This is a genomic window from Pseudomonas sp. SA233 (assembly GCF_054792385.1).
In genome coordinates this window covers 301469-321166 of the sequence record NZ_CP096449.1, presented here as the reverse complement: position 1 = coordinate 321166, position 19698 = coordinate 301469, and the positions used below count along the sequence as shown (strand labels likewise).

Genomic DNA, 19698 nt, shown 5'->3' with positions numbered 1-19698 from the left:
CGAAAGAGCCGGAACAGGCAACAAAAAAGGCCGCGCCCTTCACAGGACGCGGCCTTTTCATTTCAGCCAGCGCGGATCAGTTATCCAGCGCCACCCGCCCGGCAGCTTCACGCTTGCGGTGCACCAGCAAGCCAGCCGCCACCACACCAATGCTCAGCAGCGCGGTCGCGATGATTTCGGCGCGGTGGTCCTCACGCAGCGCCATTACCACCAGAATGGCAATGATGAAGGCAATGGTCGCCCAGGTAAGGCCCGGGAACAGCCACATCTTGAAGGTGATCTTCTCGCCGCGGGCCTCACGCTGGGCGCGCATGCGCAGCTGCGATACGGCAATCACCAGGTACACCAGCAGCGCAATGGCACCAGAGCTGGCCAGCAGGAACTCGAACACCTGGGCCGGGGCCACGAAGTTGGCGAACACACAGAGGAACGCCGCTGCAGTAGACAGCAGAACCGCCACATGCGGGGTAGCCGACTTGGTGGTGCGCTGGGCAATGGCCGGGGCGTCACCACGCTTGCTCAGCGAGAACAGCATGCGAGACGAGGTGTACAGCGCCGAGTTCAGGCAGCTGGTCACGGCGATCAGCACGACGATGTCGACAATCAGCTTGGCATTCGGCACGCCGATGCGGCTCAGCACGGTCTGGTAGGAACCGGTCTCGGCCAGGGCCGGGTCGTTCCACGGTACCAGGGCTACGACCAGGAAGATCGACACCAGGTAGAACAGGCAGATACGCCAGATCACCGAGTTGGTGGCGCGGCTGATCTGCTTGCCCGGGTCCTTCGACTCGGCAGCGGCGATGGTAACGATTTCGGTACCCATGAACGAGAACATGGTGGTCAGCATGGCTGCCAGCACCGCGCCCAGGCCGTTAGGCATGAAGCCCTGGGTGTCGAACAGGTGGCTGGCACCGCTTACCTGGCTGCTCGGCACAAAGCCGAACAAGGCAGCACAACCCACAGCGATGAAGCCGATGATCGCCAGCACCTTCAGCAGAGCGAACCAGAACTCGAACTCGCCGTAGTTCTTCACGCTGCACAGGTTGGTCAGGGTCAGCGCCAAGGTGATGACCAGGGAGAACGCCCACAGGTCGACCGCAGGGAACCAGGCATGCAGGATGGCCGCGGCGGCGTTGGCCTCCAGCGGAATTACCAGTACCCAGAACCACCAGTACAGCCAGCCAATGGTGAAACCGGCCCAGCGCCCGATGGCGCGGTCGGCATATGTAGAGAAAGAACCGGTGTCAGGCGAGGCGACAGCCATTTCACCCAGCATGCGCATGACCAGCACGACCAGCGTACCGGCGGCAGCGTAAGCCAGCAGCACGGCAGGGCCGGCAGCAGCGATGGCGTGGCCGGAGCCAACGAAAAGGCCGGCACCGATGACGCCAGCGATGGACAGCATGGTCACATGCCGTTGTTTGAGCCCCTGAGCGAGGTCATTGGAATTGTTACCGCTCATTGAAACTACCTTTGTAAGGAGTGGACCACTCCGACTGCGGTTACGGAGCGCGCCTGGGGTTGACCTGGGCGTCGCTGCAATCGGCGGTTTCCTACTGGCAATAAGCGCGCCATGTGCTGAATGCATTCGTCAGAAAAGTCGGTAGCCCTTTTAGCATGCGGTTTGGAGGGCTTTCGGCCAACGGCTGACCGAAAGACCATCAAATCATCGGATTACTGAAATACCCACTTACAAACGCACCAAAGGTGCTCCCCGGTAACACCTGTGCACCGCTGCAATGCAAAAAAGTGCAACCTAGAGGTACAACCTAAAGACCTGGCCGCCCCCGTTCGCGGGCATGCCCGCTCCCACAAGTCAGGTGCAACCATTTGAGCCCTTTTAAAGAACCTGTGGGAGCGGGCGTGCCCGCGAAAGGTCTAAAACCGCTTCCATGAGCGGGCCAAAGCTGGCACCATCGCGCCTTTTTTCATCAAGGCTCTGGTGCTGGGCGACACCTTCGCGGACATCCGCGCGACGTTGCGCTGCAACGATGCGACAAACTGCCCCACCAGCGCCCCGAGTCCCCAGCGACCCTGTTGGCCGTGATAATGCCGCTATGCTAGCGTGGCGCACGCCAGGAAGGCCGCCAACAGCTGGGAACGCACCCGTACACATGAGGACCGCACATGGCTCAGGCCACGCCCGCGCTGGAAATCCGCAATCTGCACAAACGCTACGGCGAGCAGGAAATTCTCAAGGGCATTTCGCTGACCGCACGCGACGGTGACGTGATCTCCATCCTGGGGTCGTCCGGCTCCGGCAAGTCCACCCTGCTGCGCTGCATCAACCTGCTCGAAAACCCGCACCAGGGCGAAATCCTGGTTGCCGGTGAAGCCCTCAAGCTCAAGGCCGCCAAGAACGGCGACCTGGTCGCCGCCGACAACCGCCAGATCAACCGCCTGCGCAGCGAGATCGGTTTCGTCTTCCAGAACTTCAACCTGTGGCCGCACATGTCGATCCTCGACAACATCATCGAGGCGCCGCGCCGCGTGCTCGGCCAGAGCAAGGCCGAGGCCATCGAAGCCGCCGAAGCCCTGTTGAACAAGGTGGGCATCTACGACAAGCGTCACAGCTACCCCGCCCAGCTTTCCGGTGGCCAGCAGCAGCGCGCCGCCATTGCCCGTACCCTGGCCATGAAGCCCAAGGTCATCCTGTTCGACGAGCCAACTTCGGCGCTCGATCCGGAAATGGTCCAGGAAGTGCTAAACGTTATCCGCGCATTGGCCGAAGAAGGCCGTACCATGCTGCTGGTGACGCACGAGATGAGCTTTGCCCGCCATGTGTCCAGTGAAGTCGTCTTCCTGCACCAGGGCCTGGTCGAAGAGCAGGGATCGCCGCAGCAGGTCTTCGAGAACCCGACCTCGGCGCGTTGCAAGCAATTCATGTCCAGCCACCGCTAACGGAGCAATACATGCACACTTACAAGAAGTTCCTCCTGGCAGCTGCTGCCACGCTGGTGATGTCGGCCAACGCCCTGGCCGCAGAAAAACTGCGCATGGGTATCGAAGCCGCCTACCCACCGTTCAACAACAAGGATGCCAGCGGTAACGTGGTCGGCTTCGACAAAGACATCGGCGACGCCCTGTGCGCCAAGATGAAAGTCGAGTGCTCGGTCGTCACCTCCGACTGGGACGGCATCATCCCGGCCCTGAACGCCAAGAAGTTCGACTTCCTGGTGTCGTCGCTGTCGATCACCGACGAGCGCAAACAGGCCGTGGACTTCACCGAGCCGTACTACTCCAACAAGCTGCAGTTCATCGCGCCGAAAAACGTCGACTTCAAGACTGATAAACCTTCGCTGAAGGGCAAGGTCATTGGCACCCAGCGCGCAACCTTGGCTGGCACCTACCTTGAAGACAACTACCCGGATGTCGAGATCAAACTCTACGACACCCAGGAAAACGCCTACCTCGACCTGGTTTCCGGCCGCATCGACGGCATCCTGGCCGACAAGTACGTGCAGTACGAGTGGCTGAAGAGCAAAGACGGCTCGAACTTCGAGTTCAAGGGCGAGCCAGTGATGGACAGCGACAAGATCGGCATTGCCGTGCGCAAGGGTGACACCAAGCTGCGCGACGACCTGAACAAGGCCCTGGCAGAAATCAAGGCCGACGGCACGTACAAGAAGATCAACGACAAGTACTTCCCGTTCAGCATCGAATGATCCGCCCCGACCGGCGCGCCCTTGCGGCGCGCCAGTCCCTAGAATGACCTGCCCATGAATATCGACCTGCACGGATTCGGTCCGGCCATGATGGCCGGCACCCTGATGACCGTAAAACTGGCGCTTTGCGCCTTGCTGCTGGGCCTGGTCCTGGGCCTGCTCGGCGCCCTGGCCAAGACTTCCGCGATCAAGCCGCTGCAATGGCTTGGTGGCTTCTATTCGACCCTGGTTCGCGGCGTGCCCGAACTGCTGTGGGTACTGCTTATCTATTTCGGCACCGTCGGCTTGATGAACGCCCTCGGTGAAGCCCTGAACATGCCGGGCCTGGAGCTCAGCGCCTTCGCGGCGGGCGTGATCGCCCTGGGCCTGTGCTTCGGCGCCTACGCCACCGAAGTGTTCCGTGGCGCCATCCTGGCGATCCCCAAGGGCCACCGTGAAGCCGGCCTGGCGCTTGGCCTGTCCAAAGGCCGCATCCTGTCGCGGATCATCCTGCCGCAGATGTGGCGCATCGCCCTGCCCGGCCTTGGCAACCTGTTCATGATCCTGATGAAGGACACCGCACTGGTATCGGTGATCGGCCTGGAAGAAATCATGCGCCACGCACAAATCGGCGTGACCGTGACCAAAGAGCCGTTCACCTTCTACATGGTCGCGGCCTGCATCTACCTGAGCCTGACCATCATTGCCATGACCGGTATGCACTTCATGGAAAAACGCGCCGCTCGCGGCTTTGCGAGGGCTGAATAATGAATTGGGAAGTCATCATCAAATGGCTGCCACGCCTGGCCCAGGGTGCGACCCTGACCCTGGAGCTGGTAGCCATCGCGGTGGTTGCCGGGTTGATCCTGGCCATCCCGCTGGGCATCGCCCGCTCCTCGCGCCACTGGTATGTGCGCGCGGTGCCGTTCAGCTACATCTTCTTCTTCCGTGGCACACCGCTGCTGGTGCAGCTGTTCCTGGTCTACTACGGCCTGGCGCAGTTCGACGCGGTGCGTTCGAGTTCGCTGTGGCCGTACCTGCGCGATCCGTTCTGGTGCACCGTGCTGACCATGACCCTGCACACTGCTGCCTACATCGCCGAGATCCTGCGCGGCGCGCTGCAGTCGATCCCCAAGGGTGAGATCGAGGCGGCGCGGGCGCTGGGCATGTCTCGGGCTAAGACGCTGTTCTACATCATGCTGCCACGCGCAGCGCGCATCGGCCTGCCGGCGTACAGCAACGAAGTGATCCTGATGCTCAAGGCCAGCGCCCTGGCCAGTACCGTGACCCTGCTGGAACTGACTGGCATGGCACGTACCATCATCGCCCGCACCTACCTGCCGGTAGAGATCTTCTTTGCCGCGGGGGTGTTCTACCTGGTGATCTCGTTCGTGCTGGTGCAGGGCTTCAAGCTGCTGGAGCGCTGGTTGCGCGTGGATGCGTGCCAGGGCCGCTGAGACCTCACTGACTGCTTCGCGGGCACGCCCGCTCCCACAGGGACCCCACAGCCCTCAAGCTGTGCACTATACCTGTGGGAGCGGGTTCACCCGCGAAGAGGCCCTGAAAAACAACACACATCCCATGCCCAACCACCTCCACAGCCCCCACCTAAGCACCCGCTTCCAGGCCCTCGACCAGTTCCTGATCGAGCACCAGCAACTGTGGAAACCCCGCCCCTTCACCAGCCTGCAGCTGGCTTGGGAAACCGCCCACCCCGAGCTTGCCGCCCACCTGCGCCAATGCTCCCTGGAAGACGCCGAAACCGACACCACCGCTGCCCCGTTACCCGCCCCGTTCCCGCAACTGGCCCAGCAAGCCCGACAGCTTTCGGCACTCGGCAACCTCCCGGAAACCGACCTGCCCCCCGCCGCGCATCGCCTCGACGTAGCCGTCCCCGGCCGCAAATGGCAGCAGATCGAAGCCTTCGCCAGCCACCTGGCCTTCCGCGAACAGCCCCGTCACTGGCTGGACTGGTGCTCCGGCAAAGGCCACCTGGGCCGCCGCCTGCTGCAACCCGGCCAACACCTGACCTGCCTGGAATACGATGCCGAACTGGTCGCCGCCGGCCAGGCCCTGAGCACGCACCACCACTTGCCGGCGCAGCATGTGCACCAGGATGTGATGGCCAACGACAGCGCCCGCCACCTGGCTGGCGACAAAAGTGTGGTCGCCCTGCACGCCTGCGGCGACCTGCATGTGCGACTGATGCAACTGGCCAGCCAGCAAGGTTGCCGACAACTGGCCGTAGCCCCCTGCTGCTACAACCGCATCGCGGCGCAGCATTACCAGGCGTTATCCACAGCCGCCCAAGCCTCCAGCCTGCGGCTGTCGCTGGACGACCTGGGCCTGCCCTTGAGCGAAACCGTTACCGCCGGCGCCCGCGTGCGGCGCCAGCGCGACACCTCGATGGCCCGGCGCCTGGGCTTCGACCTGCTGCAACGCCAGCAGCGCCAGACCGACGAGTACCTGCCGACACCGTCGCTACCCGTGGCCTGGCTGGAGGAGCCCTTCGAGCAGTACTGCCGCGACCTGGCCGAACTCAAGCAATTGCAGCTGACTGGCAACCCGGACTGGGCAGCCCTGGAAGCCGCCGGCTGGCAACGCCTGGCCGAGGTCCGCAACCTGGAGCGCGTGCGCAACCTGTTCCGCCGGCCGCTGGAGCTATGGCTGGTACTCGATCGAGCCCTGTTCCTCGAAGAACAAGGCTACAACGTACGCCTTGGCCTGTTCTGCGACTACCCACTCACCCCGCGCAACCTGCTAATCCTTGCCGAACGCGACCGTTAGCCGCAGCGCAACCTGTGGATAACTCTGTGAACAAGCTTGTGATTACCTGTTGGATCCAAGCGCTATTTCAAGCGTTTTGCTTATTCCGGCTTGCGCGTCAAGGCCAGTAAAAACAGGCGTTTGCGCAAAGACCGGCGGTGTATCGATCCGGCATGCCTTTCGCGCAAGTCGCCGATGCCACTTGTGCATAAACATTTCTTGTGGTTGGCGACTGCGTCTAAAGCCTTACCCAGAATGGCCTGATTCACGCGGTCCCACACTGACCGCATCAGGGCTCAATGCGCCTTGTTCTTGGCAATCTCGATATCGTTCATCAGCGCCTTGGCCATGTCGCACAGATAATCGGCAGCGCCCAGGAATTTATGGTCATCCTCCATATCCCCCTCGCGCACCAGATGCTTGATGTAGCCCATCAGGATCGAGACATGCTCATAGGCAGCATCGACGGGGACGCCAGGCTCGACGCGTAGCAGATTGAGGGATGGGTTACCGGCTGCGAGGAAGGTTTCCACGCCTGCGGTGGTGATTGGCTTTGGGCTGCGGGGATCAGTATCAATCGTTTTCAATTTTCAAACTCCTAGTTCAAAGGAGTTGCCGTGTTCATTCTTTCTCACGGAACAAAGGCGGCAACCGTGCACGAGGTGAGAAACCGAGTGAACATAGGAAGCTCGGCCAGACCAAGGTCTGCCCGCGCACGGTCGCCATTACGCAGCCGATACGTTCAAAATCGGGTTCTCACACCCGGTCGCCAGAGCGACCCGAGAACGGTATCCGTGAGCCATTTCCCCGACAACAGCGATACTTCGGCGGCGCGCGTAGGATAGTTCCGAAGCCACCAAACCCTGAAGCTGTTAGCTCCCTAGTTCAGAATTTTCGTACGGCTGATGGCCCTTTCGCGGGTAAACCCGCTCCCACAGGAATCTCACAAGGCTTGAGAACAGTGATATCTCTGTGGGAGCGGGTTCACCCGCGAAGAGGCCAGAACAGGCAACAAAAAGCTAAAGCCTCACCGCTGATCCCGCCCAACGGTGTATCATCCGCCCCCCAAATGATTAAAAAGTGACGTCGCGCGCTGCCCGCCAGCCCCGCGACCTTCTGGCGTTGCGCCAGAACCGACAATGGACTAACGGACCCGACCATCGTGACCCAAGCCAAGCCCCTCGCCCTGCTGACCCTCACCCTGGCCCTGACCGGCTGCGCCAGCGGCACCGCTCCCCACCCCACCAGCAGCCTGGGCTGGAACCACCCCGGCATGCAGCTGGGCGGCGACAACGGCCTGCCCCTGCGCACCGAAAGCCCCTGCCGCAAGCGCGGCTGCGACAACGACAAGCTGTTCTTCAACCCGGGCAAAACCGAGCCGAGCGTCACCACCATCCATCGCGGCTGGTAGGAAAATTCTTCTTTCAGACCGGTGACTTAGGTCATTTGCGAACATTCGCAACGAAGTGGTTTACAGGCGCCAACCGATCGTTATAATGACGCCCCATTGCCGGTATAGCTCAGATGGTAGAGCAACTGACTTGTAATCAGTAGGTCCCGGGTTCGATTCCTGGTGCCGGCACCATATAAAAAAGGGCTTGCAGCGATGCAGGCCCTTTTTTTTGCCCCTGCACGTACCAACACACGTACCAAGCGGCTGCTAGAGGTGCTCCATGGATTGGCTGCAGTTCTTTTCCTCTGTTCTCTCATCGCTGGCTTGGCCGGTAGCCGTAATCTGGCTGGCCTATCTGCTTCGGGCCCCGCTCCGCAAACTGATACCCCGAGTTCGTACCGTTAAGTACGGTGAATTTCATGTCGACATCGGGGAACAGCTCGAAGAGGTCAAAGAAAAGGTAGACGCAGCCGCATCGAAGCCTGCGGAAACACCTGAAGATCCCCCAATCAGTTTCCGCGCCCTGGCCAAGGCAGACCCCAGAGCGGCCATCCTCAGCGCCTGGATTCCAGTCGAAGTCGAGCTGAACGCCATTGCGAAAAAAAATGACGCCAAGTTCGTGATCGGAAAACCTGCTTTAAGGCAGCTCCAGGCGCTGCTGGAGAAGGGGGTACTTGATCAGCTCACTGTCGAAACGATCGCTAATTTGCGACGCATCCGAAACTCAGCTGTTCACGTAACCGAAGAAAGCGTCAGCTTCGATGATGCAATGGCTATGGCGGAAATGTGCCAGTGGGTCACCGCACAGCTGAAACGTATCAACAACGGTGACTGACAGCGAAGTGATCTGAACAGGGATTGCTGATGATGCTCCAAACACAAAATATCCATCTGGCCCGCTGCCCCCATTGCAATGTGGCAAAGCCCAACCTCAGCCAGTGCTCGTCCTTCCAAACGACCGATAGCGCCGGTAAAGACCGGCGCACATGGGCTTCCTATTACTGCAAGACCTGCGGGGGAGTGATGCTCACAGCTGCTTGGGTGGAGACGAAGAACCCTCTCATTCACGCAATGTGGCCTTCTATTCCGGAAGTCGACGAAGCTGTACCAGGTCGCTCTAAGCAGTATCTGGAGCAGGCAATCGCTAGCATCCATGCACCTGCAGGCGCAGTAATGCTGGCTGCGTCGTGCGTCGATGCAATGCTCAAGGAGAAAGGTCTCAAGGATGGGTCGCTGTACACACGAATTGATAAAGCTGCAGCGCAGCACTTGATCACTTCCGAAATGGCAGCGTGGGCCCATGAAGTCCGCCTTGATGCTAATGACCAGCGGCATGCTGACGACCAAGCTGACTTGCCTACGACAGGTGATGCGCAGCGCTGTACTGAATTCGCTCAAGCGCTTGCACAGTTCTTATTCGTCTTGCGAAGCCGCGTAGAACGAGGAAGAGCAAAGTAATACGTGTGCGCACACACGGGTTGAGCCCCCCCCTGAGGGCGCAAAATCGCACAAGCGCCACGTATGGGCCAATCAGGCCTACCCTATTCCAGCGTTGGCCGAGCGTCGCCTCATCATCGTGGCCGCCCACGGCGGGAAGGTGCAGAAGAGCAGCCTGGACAGTACCTAGCTGCGCTTCATCACCAGGGCAATCAAGGACGGCATCATCACCGAGGAGCAGCGCTTCGCATTGCATGACCTCAAACGTCGCGGCATCACCGACACACCCGGTGATCGTAAGCAAAAGCAAGACGCCAGCGGCCACCGCGACGAAGCGATGCTCGACATTTACGATTTCAGCCTGCCCCTCGTATCCCCTTCGGCAGAGTAAATAAGGCGAATCCGGGGGAACGATTGCGCGCGCCAAGACATGGTCGGTCTAGTCAAATGTTCTGGCATAGGCCAAGGGTTAGGCTCCAAAGGGGCAAAAATCGTGCAATAACGTGTGATTTTGCTATCATCGCGAGGTCGAAGGTTCACCCGCAGATAAAGGAGGGGACATGACTGATACTATTCAGAATCTTTACAGTGCCCTCCGAGCTCACGGTCTCCCGAAGAAGGCGGTGCAAGCTGTTCTGCCGTCTTGGTGGGAAGATGCCATTGCCGATACCCCTGCGGGGCTTCAACAAGCCAAGCTGATGGTGGCCAAAGCGCTTAACCTAAAGATACGACCTCTCGTCGAGGATCCACCTCGGGTCGAGTTCGATCTGCCTGAGATGCGTCGCTTTAAACTGGTGAAAGGTACGACTGAGGACGATGTGCAGCTTGCCGTCGCTCTGGCTCGTAGTGCCAGCAAGCTTGTTCTCTCAGCCTATGACCGTGAGTTCATACGTCCTGGTTCTGCTGCGGCAGTGCGTCAGCAGATCCTAGCGAGTGGCAAACCTTGGGTAGATCTCGAAAGTCTACTCAGTTATTGCTGGCAAGCGGGCATTCCAGTCGTTCATCTGGCGTCTTCTTTGATGAAACGCAAGATGGACGGTATTGCTATGGCCACTCGTGGCCGTCCGACAATCGTCTTGTCCTCGCGTAAGGCATGCGGATACCTGTTGTTCCACTTGGCGCACGAGCTGGGTCATGTTGCCTTGGGTCATCTTGATCCCAATGGCGCCATCGTTGACACCAGCATCGAAGAGGATGCCAACGGTAAAGACGATGCGGAACGCGCTGCAGACGCCTATGCGTTAGAGCTACTTACAGGTCGGCAGCCGCGGCTTACCCTCACTGGCTTCTATAAAGCGCCTGTACTTGCCAGAATGGCGACCGAGTATGGTAAACAGCATTCGATTGACCCCACCCACGTGGTGTTAAATAGCGCGCACAACGGCAACTTCTGGGCACTATGCACCGCCACTCTAAAAGTGCTGAGTGAAGATAAGAAAGATCAAGATCTAGTTAACCGATTACTGCTAGAGAACGTAAAAGACGAGCTCAAGGAAGACAGCCTTTCATTGCTAGGGACTTTAGTTGGTCTATAATGATTCTACTGTCGGACAATGATCTTGTTGTAAAACTTGCTCAATGCGACCTTATCGGAGAAGCGCTGGACCTGCTACGCTCCAGCGCTAAAGACTGCTCTGTCTTAAACACGCTAAGGTATAGCCTTAGGCTGAACGATCCCGAGAAAGCAATTGCACGGTATGTGGGTAGTGTTCAGGCATTTGAGCGCATCAACGAACTGCTTGACTCCTGCCAAGTGCTGCCTGAGGCTCCGATTGATTTTGATCTGCTTGAGCACTTAAACGAAATCCCAGAGATCGATCCGGGAGAGCAGGCGTTATTCATGCACGCCAAAGATCATCATGAAAGGGTAATCGACTACCGGATTTTAACTGGCGACAAACGAGCCCTACGCGCCATTTGCAATTACGATCAGCCCCAGCATTTCGAGTTCCTTAGAGCTAAAGTCACCTGCTTAGAATCTTGCATGATCGGCTTGGTGAGCAACTTCGGCTTTGATCATATAAATCAAAAAGTTAGTGCAGCGAAAGCGCAGGTAGTCGAATCAAAATATGATCAGGTGCTTCGTGCCGCATTTGGATATGGGAGAGGCCCAGAACACTGTTTGGAGTGCCTTCACAGTTACTCCAACGATATCCGCTGGCTGCTGTAACTCTGCAAAATCTCTGTACCCTTCGGGCTACCACTGCGCTGGTAACTCAGAGCATGCGATCGCCCCCATCATCTAACTCGACATTTGCCTGCGCCATGCGCGCCTGGCTTCCCTCCAGCTCGTTCATCGCCCGGCGCTCCGTCACCTCCTTTACCGACCAGAACCCGCTGGCTTTTCCTACTGCTGACCAAACACTCAAGAACTATCCCCACGAAGCGAAGAGCGACAAGGCCGCAGCGGTGTGATTACACTTAGCTAGCTACTACCCACGCAAGGAGCCCCCCGCTCCCCAGATTGTTATCTCTCAAGCGCCTGACAGCTAGACCCTGTAGCCCATCTTGCAAAGCTTATGCTTGAACTCCTTCATGCGGTCTTCAGCAACCTGCATCGCATGCCGGTCAGACCTGTTGGTCGTTTTCACGATCGAATGCAGCACAACGACCATATCCGCGTATTTGGCCACATAGACGCATCGGAATGCAGGACTGCCGTTGATGATGAACTCTATCGCTCCCAACCCCACCGAGACAGTCAGCGACTTTATCGGCCGCTCAGGGCCTGCCCATACTGAATGCGCCGCAGGTCCTTACCGAAGTCGTCCTGGGACATCTTGTGGCAGGCCTTTGTACTCACGCTCAGCTGCTGGACTGGCAAACGCAAACTTTCTCAAAGCGGTACCCGGAAAAGATTACCAAGGATATGACTGGCGTAGATGCCAGAGGCTGAGAAATGTAGCGCAGTTGCATGCGCTTGACGGTTGCAAAAATGTTTCTGGATTTCGCTCGGTAATCCTGCCGTAAAATCTTGCCTTGGCTGCAGTTATCCACAGGTGCTCACGCGAAGGCGCAAGCGCTGTCGTCGACAGTCCCAAAGCGACCCAAACTTTCAAGGGCGCAATAAAACGTGAAATCCCATTGATCTCGGTCGTAAGGAGTCGCAGACCCGTCTCAGTGGAGACTCTTATAGCTCGCAGGGGCCTTGATCCCCAATAGCGCTAGCCAAGTTGGTATGCTTACCACTTCCTTTGTACGGGATCGACGCCATGCCCGCCTCACAGTCGTTTCAACCCCGCTTTCACGAAAATGAGATGACACTGGCTCTCTATCGAAGCATCATTCATGAGGCTCATCGTTCCGTTTCAAACCAGCCACATGATGGTTTTTTCGAAGCAATAGTCCTGCTTAAATAGCAGAAAACACCAGGGAACAGGTATAAAGCGTGCCAACCCCGTGGAATTAAACAACTATTAGACCAAGCAAAAAACACCAAATGAAAATAGCTATCGTTATAGGCGTGGAAAAGTACGAATCAAAGAGTTTCGACGATTTATCAGCCTGCAAAAAAGACGCCGCAGCAATTAAAGCAGTTATCGAGAACGTGAAGCACCTAGAAGAAATACTTTTCTTGGGCGAAAACGAATCAGCATCGGAGATTAAGCGAAAAATTTCTGACCTTGTAGAAAAGTACAAGGGCGAAGATCTGAAGGAACTATTCTTTTATTTTTCAGGTCACGGAGAACGGTTTGAGGATGACTTTTTCTATGTATTATCCGACTTCGACCCTAAACGCAAGGAAACTACCGGGCTTAGAAATTCGGAACTGGACGATTGGATAAAAACACTGTCACCAAAACTCTGCATTAAAATAATCGACGCATGCTTTAGTGGCACCCAATACATTAAAAGCGAGTTCAACGCTGAAGAGGAACTTACAAAGTCAGCCAAAAAATACGGCTTGAACGATGTATACTTCTGGTTTTCTTCGAGAGATAGCGAATCATCTTATGCAGGCACTGAGTTCAGTTATTTTACAGAGAGCATTCTAACAGCCATATCCGAACTAGAAGGTGAAGTGCGCTACAGAGAAATTATGGCTGCGGTCGCAGATGACTTCGCCGATAAAGGCGGACCCAAACCGATATTTGCAACCCAATCCGACAACATAGAAAAATTCGGAACAATCACAAAGCAGACTCACAACATAATAAACAAGTTATTTGGCTTTTCAGAGGAGCAAGACAGTCAAGAGGCCACTCCAAAAACTCAGCCACCCGCGCCAAAAGAAGAATCCATTTATGCGAGGGTTCAAAAAATATCCACATCCACATGCTACAACGAGCAAACTCTTATTGCTTTCATTAATGAATTCAAAAAAGAGATAGAAAGCTGGCCTACTGAAATAAAAAAAATCTACAAGATCTCTCTGGACGCGGATTTGTTCCCTAGCGATATTCCCAATCAATCCAGAATCGGAGAGTGGCTCAACAGTAAAGCTGAAGAAAATTATTTTGCCGCCGTGGCGTACGGAACAAAAAGCTACACAACCGAAGAATATAAAGCCCTGCCCAAAAAACCCACGACAAAAAATGATCCATTCGGAATAATTGGCGCATCTTTAAGCGCACTTTCACGATATCGAAATCAAGAAGAAGTAGAGTACAAGCTGGAAACCGTAACAAAAACCAAACAATATGTGAACGGATTCAATTATACCCATTCAGCGCAAAACAGAATATTGAGATTGGATTTCAATCCAGTATTTGAAATCGCACCACCTATTACTGTGCATACTATTTCCATCTACTCCAACCGATCACTTTCCATTCACTTTTCTTACGAGACGCTGAATAGAAAAAACTGGGAAGACTATTCATCTCCATTATGCGAAAAATGGAGAACCATCAAGGTTAACGTAAATGGAAAAAAGGCTGCAGAGGCTGCCTCTAATCATATAAAGAAAGAGATCACCCAATGGTTGGAGACCGAGCTAAAGAAAAGAACTGAATAAGCCATCCCCCTCTCCAAGATTGATCTCAATCAAGCCTGACGCCGGCACGCAGCTTAGCCTGAGATCAGTCAGCCCTTGAGGGAAGGAAACCATGGCCAAGAAATTCCCCAAAACCCCCAGCCACCCGGAGCGCATCTGCTGGGGCTGCGACCTGTACTGCCCGGCCAAGTCATTGGCCTGTGGCAATGGGGCGAGTCGGACCATGCACCCGGTGGAACTGTTTGGTGAGGACTGGGACAGTTTCGAGGACCGGCTGGAGAAGCCGATTGATCGCGAGCAAGGGACAGGGCCTAGGTGAAATGGGGCCGCTTTGTGGCCCATCGCCGGCAAGCCGGGCACTCATAGAACTGCAGATAACTCATTGAATTAGCAGGGTCCATGTGGGAGCGGCTTTAGCCGCGAACACCGGCGCAGCCGGTGCCATGCACCGCGTTGGATTCTTCGCGGCTAAAGCCGCTCCCACAGGGTACGCGGATTGCTTGCAAATTCAGTTATCTACGCGACAGCGCAGCCCAAAGGGCTGGGCCATCTACCACAGGTACAGCGCATGGTTTGAGCCTGGCGCCGACCCAGCGAATCAGGTGCTGCGGTGGATGGCACGGGCTTCGCCCGTGTTCGCGGGCACGCCCGCTCCCACAGGGATCGCGCCACCTGTTAGAAACTGAGCAAGGCAGTTGCTACCAAAATACCTGTGGGAGCCCGGCTTGCCGGCGATGGGCTGCGCAGCAGCCCCAGGTGCGGTTGATCAGAACGCTGTGCTGACCGTCAGCGACAGGTTGCGTGGGTCACCATAAATCGCCCCGGCATAGAACCCGTAACGGGTGTAGTAGTGCTTGTCGAACAGGTTGTTGGCGTTGAGGCTGACGCTGGTGTCGTCGGTCAGCTGGTACTTGGCCATGGCATTCCAGATGGCATAACCGGACCAGTTCACGTCAGTGGCACCCGTGCTCACACCATTGCTCGGCTGGCCCGCCGGGCTGGAGATTGCGCGGATGTTGCTCTGCGCAGTAACCCCGGCACCCAGGGTCAGGCGGTCGAGCGGGCCGGAAAGGCGGTAGGTGGTCGAGGCCTTGAACAGGTGCGACGGGTCGCTGCGGCCGTCGCTGTCGACGCGGCGGAAGTGCAGGTAGGTGTAGCCGGCGTACACGTTCCAGCTGGGGGTCAGGGCGCCGGCGATTTCCAGGTCGATACCGTCGGTTACCTGGCCGGAACCGGCCTTGTAGGCGTCGCCACCGGTGGGGGTGGTGAGGTCGCCGTCGAGCACTGCCTTGTTTTCCTGCTTGGTGCGGAAGTACGCCGCCGAGGCGTTCAGGCGGCCATCGAACCACTCTCCCTTGATACCCGTCTCGTAGCTTTGCCCGCGAATCGGCTCGACCTTGCTGCCGCTGCTGGTTTCAGCGGTTTGCGGGGTGAAGATGTCGGTGTAGCTGGCATACAGCGAGTAGTTGTCGTTGAGGTCGTACACGGCGCCCAGGTACGGGGTGACGATGCCGTTCTCTTCCTGGCTGGTACGTGCGCCAGCCACGCTGCGGGTGGTGGCCGAGTAGTTGCTGGTGCGCACGCCGAGGATGACCGAGAGTGGGTCGGTGATGCTCAGGCGGGTTGCCGCGTACATGCCCTGCAGGCGGGTGGTGGTCTTGCTGTGGCGGCCGGTGCGCGAGGCGATGATGTTGTAGTCGTCATCCACGCCATTGCGCCAGTCGGTCAACGGGAAGCCGTTGTTGGCGCGGAACTGGCAACCCAGCGCAGGCGCACTGGCCATGCCGTCGCCAACCATGGTGCAGGTGTATTCCGGTGACCAGGCCACGGTGCGGCTGTCGTTGTAGCCAACCATCGCCTGGTGGGTACGGCCAAACAGTTGGAACGGGCCGGACAGGTCGATCTGCGCCGACTGCTGGGTGGTGTCGGTGGAGCTGTGCAGGCCGTTGAGCACGGCGCCGCTGCCATCCTGGTCCCAGTAGCCGCCGTAGCTGCCGCGGCCTGCCGAGTTGACCTTGGCCAGGCCGCGGTGGTTGAGGGTTTCGGCGATGCTCTGGGCGGCTTTCAGGTCCAGCGTCCAGTCGTTGTCGAAGCGGTGTTCCAGCGAGCCGAACGCGGTGCGGGTGGTGTACTCGCCAAAGCTCCAGCTGGGTACCACGTTGGTGCTGCGCGGCAGGTCGGTCTTGCTGCCATCGCTGTACCAGATCGGGATGTTCGCACCCCAGCCACCGCCGACAATCTTGTTGTACTCGTACTGGTAGCCGGCACCGAGAGTGGTGGCGTCGTCCAGATCGAACTCGAAGTTGGCCAGCGCTGCGCGGGAGCGCTCGGACTGGTTGTCGCGGAATGAGTTGGCGTCCTGCTGGGTCATCACGAAGCGCGAACGCAGGCGGCCGTCTTCGGACAGCGGCAGGTTGAGGTCGGCGCCCAGGCGGCGCTTGTCCCAGCTGCCGTAGGTGGCATAGGCGCTACCGCCGAACGTCCTGGTCGGTGCCTTGCGGATCAGGTTGACCGTGGCCGACGGGTCGCCGGTACCGCCCAGCAGGCCGTTGGCGCCGCGCACGATGTCGATGCGCTCGTACAGGTCCATGTTCAGTGCGTTGCCGCCGCCACTGAAATCGGACCCGCCCTGGAACTGCAGGCCATCGACCTTCCAGTTGCTGATCGAGTAACCACGGGCACGGTAGTCGGTACGCCCGCCCACTTCGGACTTGCTCGCGGTCACGCCTGGGGTGGTTTCCAGCGCTTGCTCGATGGTGTGGATGTCGCGGTCATCCATTTGCTGGCGGGTAATGGTGGTGACCGACTGCGGCGTCTGGCGCGGCGTCAGGGCCAGGCCGGTGGAGCTGCGGGTGCTTTCGACGGTGTAACCCAGCTGACCAGCTTCGTCGGCAGGCAGCAGGGCGCTGTCTTCGATCTGCGTGGCCTCCAGTTCCAGGGGCTTGCTGTCGGCAGCCATCGCACCACCGCTGACGGCCACGGCAATGAACAGGGCCAGCGGTTTGAGGCGTGTGCCGCCTCGGCTGATGGAGGGGAAGGCGTTCGAGGTGCTCTCGGAGTTCATTTGGGAAGGCTTCGTATTTGCAGATGATTTTTTGTTAGGATTCTAGGGATCGGCCCCCCGGGCTCCAGACCCGGCTTGTACGGGGATGTAATCGAACGTAACGAGCGCTACCAGCCCTCACCGAACAGGTGTTTTTCTGCATGAGCACAACTTTGCTTGTTGTCGACGATGACGACGAGATCCGCGAACTTCTTTGTGATTACCTGACAGATGCCGGCTATAACGTGCTGGCAGCGGCTGACGGCGAGCAGATGCGCGAGCAACTGGCCCGGCACAAGGTTGAGCTGGTGGTGCTGGACCTGATGCTGCCGGGCGAAGATGGCCTGAGCCTGTGCCGCCAGCTGCAAGCCACGCCGGGGCTGGCGGTGATCATGCTGTCGGCCAAGGGCAGCACGCTGGACCGCATCATCGGTCTGGAGGTGGGTGCCGATGACTACCTGGCCAAGCCCTTCGAGCCACGCGAGCTGATCGCCCGGATCAAGGCCGTGCTGCGTCGTCCGCAACGCCTGGATGCCCCCGCCGAAGAGCCGGTAGAAGATGCCCAGCTGTTCGCCGGCTTCCGCCTGGAACACGTGAAACGCCTGCTCACCCGCCCCGATGGCGAGACCCTGACCCTGCCCCGCTCCGACTACCGCGTACTGCGCGAGCTGCTGGAAGCCAACAATCGCGTGGTGTCCCGCGATCAGCTGACGCGCAGTGCGTTCGGCCGCGACCACCTGCCCGACGACCGTTCGGTGGACATGTGCGTCAGCCGCCTGCGCCAGCACCTGCGCCACGCGCCGGCGGGTGCCGCGCAAATTCTCACCATCCGCAACGAAGGCTATTTGCTGAGCATCGCCGCCAACGGGGCCGATGCCTGACATGCGCTGGCTGCGGCGGCTGTGGCCACGCACGTTGTTCGGCCAGTTGCTGCTGATAATGGTCAGCGGCACCGTGCTGATCCAGTTGATGTCCAGCAGCATCTGGTTCGATGTGCGTTTTGCCCAGGTTCTCGAGGCCCCTGTCCGGCTGATTGCCGCACGCAGCGCGCCGTTGATCGCCCAGGCCGACTGCCGTGCCGGTTCACTGCAGGCGCCAGCGCATTACCAACTGCGTTGCAGCGAAGCCCTGCCCACGCCGGTGCAGGGCGAGCGCCGCGGGCGCAGGCGTGTCGAGCTGTTGCTGCACCAGGCCCTCGAGTACGAGTTGGGGCATGCCCAGGATGTGCGCCTGATGAAGGTGCAGTTGACCGACGAACAGGGCCAGCCGATCGTCTGGCGCAGCCTGTTCGGCCTGCGCACGGCCCAGGCGCATCTGCAGTTCGCGGTGCCGTTGGCCGGTGGGCACTGGCTGACCATCGAGGGCCAGGAACTGCAAGGCTGGAGCGGCGAGTCGGCCTGGGTGCTGATCAGCGATTACCTGTTGCGGGTGTACGCGCTGCGCATCGTCGCGGTATTGCTGGTGTGCCTGATAGCCGTGCGCCTGTGCCTGCGCCCGCTTCGGCGCCTGGCCGATGCCGCGCGCGGCCTGGGTAGCAACCTCGAGCAGCCGCCCTTGGCGCTGGATGGCCCGGAGGAAGTGCGCCAGGCGGCCCAGGCCTTCAACGCCATGCAGCAGCGGCTGATCGCGATGGTCAACGACAAGGCCTACTTCCTGGCCGCCGTGTCCCACGACCTGCGCACCCCGCTGACGCGCATGCGCCTGCGCCTGGAGCGCTTGCCGGACGACGAAAACCGGCAACGCCTGCGGCAGAACATTGCGCAGATGGACAACATGATCGGCCAGGTGCTCGATTACCTGCGCGCGGGGGAGCAGCAGAACTTGCAACAGGTAGACCTGGACCGGCTGGTGGTGCGCCAGTGCGCGGAGCTGGCCACTGCCGAAGAGCCGTTGCCGGTGCATGGCCAGGCGGGCAGCCTGCGGGTCGATGCCCTGCTGCTGCAGCGCTGCCTGCAGAACCTGCTGGTCAATGCGTTGCGTTATGCCAAGGAGGTTTCGGTCACGCTGGAGCAGGCGATCACAGGGGTGTTCATCCATATCGATGACCGCGGCCCGGGGATTGCGCCGGGCCTGCTGGCGACCAGCATCGACCCGTTCGTGCGTGGTGAAGGGTCGCGCAACCAGGCGTCCGGGGGGTATGGGCTGGGGTTGAGCATCGCCCAGCGGATTGCTGCCAGCCATGGGGGCGAGTTGCTGCTGGCGAACCGCGAGGGGGGTGGGTTGCGGGTCAGCGTGTTGTTGCCTCGCTAACACTTTTGTGGGGGGGAACTGTACCGCCTGTGCTGGCCTCATCGCCGGCAAGCCAGCTCCCACCGGAACTGCGCATGGCTTGCAATCGGTGCGGTCGAGGTGGGAGCAGGCTTGCCGGCGATGAGGCCAGCACAGGCAACACAACCACAATCAGGTAACAGTCTTTTACCGATTACCCAGGTTTTCCCCTCCCCGCCTTTGCCTATCCTATGCCCGGTCATCCTGCCTG

18 protein-coding genes, 1 tRNA gene and 1 pseudogene are annotated in these 19698 nt (G+C 59.0%); 16 read left to right on the top strand and 4 right to left on the bottom strand.

Going from position 1 to position 19698, the window contains the following annotated elements:
• Positions 1-76: 76 nt before the first annotated feature.
• Positions 77-1462 (bottom strand): GABA permease, encoded by a 1386-nt coding sequence (gabP, locus tag M1D87_RS01465; RefSeq protein WP_013970487.1) that lies wholly within the window; start codon positions 1460-1462, stop codon positions 77-79.
• A gap of 665 nt (positions 1463-2127) precedes the next feature.
• On the opposite strand from gabP, the gene M1D87_RS01460 reads away from it, so the two are divergent.
• The 5 genes from M1D87_RS01460 (at position 2128) to M1D87_RS01440 (ending at position 6431) form a co-directional block, all read left to right on the top strand.
• Positions 2128-2901: an ABC transporter ATP-binding protein gene (locus M1D87_RS01460; protein WP_003257472.1), complete on the top strand. Its 774-nt coding sequence runs from the start codon at positions 2128-2130 to the stop codon at positions 2899-2901.
• An 11-nt stretch (positions 2902-2912) separates the two neighbouring features.
• A complete protein-coding gene (locus tag M1D87_RS01455) occupies positions 2913-3665 on the top strand; it encodes an ABC transporter substrate-binding protein (protein WP_013970486.1) in 753 nt (250 codons plus the stop codon).
• Between the two features lie 54 nt (positions 3666-3719).
• On the top strand, positions 3720-4412 hold the full coding sequence (locus M1D87_RS01450; RefSeq protein WP_013970485.1) for an ABC transporter permease: 693 nt from the start codon (positions 3720-3722) through the stop codon (positions 4410-4412).
• On the top strand, positions 4412-5101 hold the full coding sequence (locus tag M1D87_RS01445) for an ABC transporter permease (RefSeq protein ID WP_123085525.1): 690 nt from the start codon (positions 4412-4414) through the stop codon (positions 5099-5101). The genes M1D87_RS01450 and M1D87_RS01445 overlap by 1 nt, the downstream gene beginning before the upstream one ends.
• A 124-nt stretch (positions 5102-5225) precedes the next feature.
• Entirely contained in the window at positions 5226-6431 is a 1206-nt protein-coding gene (locus M1D87_RS01440) for a methyltransferase (protein ID WP_123085524.1), read from the top strand.
• Positions 6432-6706: 275 nt separating this feature from the next.
• On the opposite strand, the gene M1D87_RS01435 is transcribed toward M1D87_RS01440, so the two are convergent.
• Positions 6707-6997, bottom strand: a complete 291-nt coding sequence (locus M1D87_RS01435; RefSeq protein ID WP_003257466.1) for a DUF3077 domain-containing protein — start codon at positions 6995-6997, stop codon at positions 6707-6709.
• A 575-nt stretch (positions 6998-7572) separates the two neighbouring features.
• On the opposite strand from M1D87_RS01435, the gene M1D87_RS01430 reads away from it, so the two are divergent.
• From M1D87_RS01430 to M1D87_RS01400, 7 genes and pseudogenes are all read left to right on the top strand, one after another.
• The gene (locus M1D87_RS01430; RefSeq protein ID WP_025337360.1) at positions 7573-7821 is read left to right on the top strand and encodes a hypothetical protein; all 249 of its coding nucleotides are present in this window, start codon (positions 7573-7575) and stop codon (positions 7819-7821) included.
• Positions 7822-7919: 98 nt separating this feature from the next.
• Positions 7920-7995: transfer RNA gene (locus M1D87_RS01425), tRNA-Thr, on the top strand.
• An 88-nt stretch (positions 7996-8083) separates the two neighbouring features.
• The gene (locus M1D87_RS01420; protein ID WP_123085522.1) at positions 8084-8638 is read left to right on the top strand and encodes a hypothetical protein; all 555 of its coding nucleotides are present in this window, start codon (positions 8084-8086) and stop codon (positions 8636-8638) included.
• 29 nt (positions 8639-8667) lie between these two features.
• Entirely contained in the window at positions 8668-9261 is a 594-nt protein-coding gene (locus M1D87_RS01415; RefSeq protein WP_421091525.1) for a DUF4145 domain-containing protein, read from the top strand.
• A 34-nt stretch (positions 9262-9295) separates the two neighbouring features.
• Positions 9296-9631 (top strand): annotated as a pseudogene (locus tag M1D87_RS01410) (hypothetical protein); the annotation flags it as partial.
• A 169-nt stretch (positions 9632-9800) separates the two neighbouring features.
• Positions 9801-10775 carry an ImmA/IrrE family metallo-endopeptidase gene (locus M1D87_RS01405; RefSeq protein ID WP_061303815.1) on the top strand — a complete coding sequence of 325 codons (975 nt, stop codon included), beginning with the start codon at positions 9801-9803 and terminating at the stop codon, positions 10773-10775.
• Positions 10775-11410 carry a hypothetical protein gene (locus M1D87_RS01400; RefSeq protein ID WP_061303813.1) on the top strand — a complete coding sequence of 212 codons (636 nt, stop codon included), beginning with the start codon at positions 10775-10777 and terminating at the stop codon, positions 11408-11410. The genes M1D87_RS01405 and M1D87_RS01400 overlap by 1 nt, the downstream gene beginning before the upstream one ends.
• A gap of 319 nt (positions 11411-11729) precedes the next feature.
• Here M1D87_RS01400 and M1D87_RS01395 read toward each other — a convergent pair whose 3' ends face one another.
• Positions 11730-11933 (bottom strand): type II toxin-antitoxin system RelE/ParE family toxin, encoded by a 204-nt coding sequence (locus M1D87_RS01395; RefSeq protein WP_259677125.1) that lies wholly within the window; start codon positions 11931-11933, stop codon positions 11730-11732.
• A gap of 746 nt (positions 11934-12679) precedes the next feature.
• Here M1D87_RS01395 and M1D87_RS01390 point away from each other — a divergent pair.
• Together M1D87_RS01390 and M1D87_RS01385 are read left to right on the top strand one after the other, a co-directional pair.
• Positions 12680-14197: a caspase family protein gene (locus tag M1D87_RS01390; protein ID WP_421091524.1), complete on the top strand. Its 1518-nt coding sequence runs from the start codon at positions 12680-12682 to the stop codon at positions 14195-14197.
• A 91-nt stretch (positions 14198-14288) separates the two neighbouring features.
• Complete coding sequence (locus M1D87_RS01385) at positions 14289-14495, top strand: DUF3079 domain-containing protein (protein ID WP_123085521.1); 207 nt, start codon at positions 14289-14291, stop codon at positions 14493-14495.
• A gap of 447 nt (positions 14496-14942) precedes the next feature.
• Here M1D87_RS01385 and M1D87_RS01380 read toward each other — a convergent pair whose 3' ends face one another.
• Complete coding sequence (locus M1D87_RS01380; RefSeq protein ID WP_123085520.1) at positions 14943-17240, bottom strand: TonB-dependent siderophore receptor; 2298 nt, start codon at positions 17238-17240, stop codon at positions 14943-14945.
• 140 nt (positions 17241-17380) lie between these two features.
• Between M1D87_RS01380 and M1D87_RS01375 the strand changes: the two genes are divergently transcribed.
• Both M1D87_RS01375 and M1D87_RS01370 read left to right on the top strand, forming a co-directional pair.
• Positions 17381-18100: a response regulator gene (locus tag M1D87_RS01375; RefSeq protein ID WP_054573664.1), complete on the top strand. Its 720-nt coding sequence runs from the start codon at positions 17381-17383 to the stop codon at positions 18098-18100.
• A gap of 1 nt (position 18101) precedes the next feature.
• On the top strand, positions 18102-19469 hold the full coding sequence (locus M1D87_RS01370; RefSeq protein ID WP_123085527.1) for an ATP-binding protein: 1368 nt from the start codon (positions 18102-18104) through the stop codon (positions 19467-19469).
• The last annotated feature ends 229 nt before the right edge of the window (positions 19470-19698 follow it).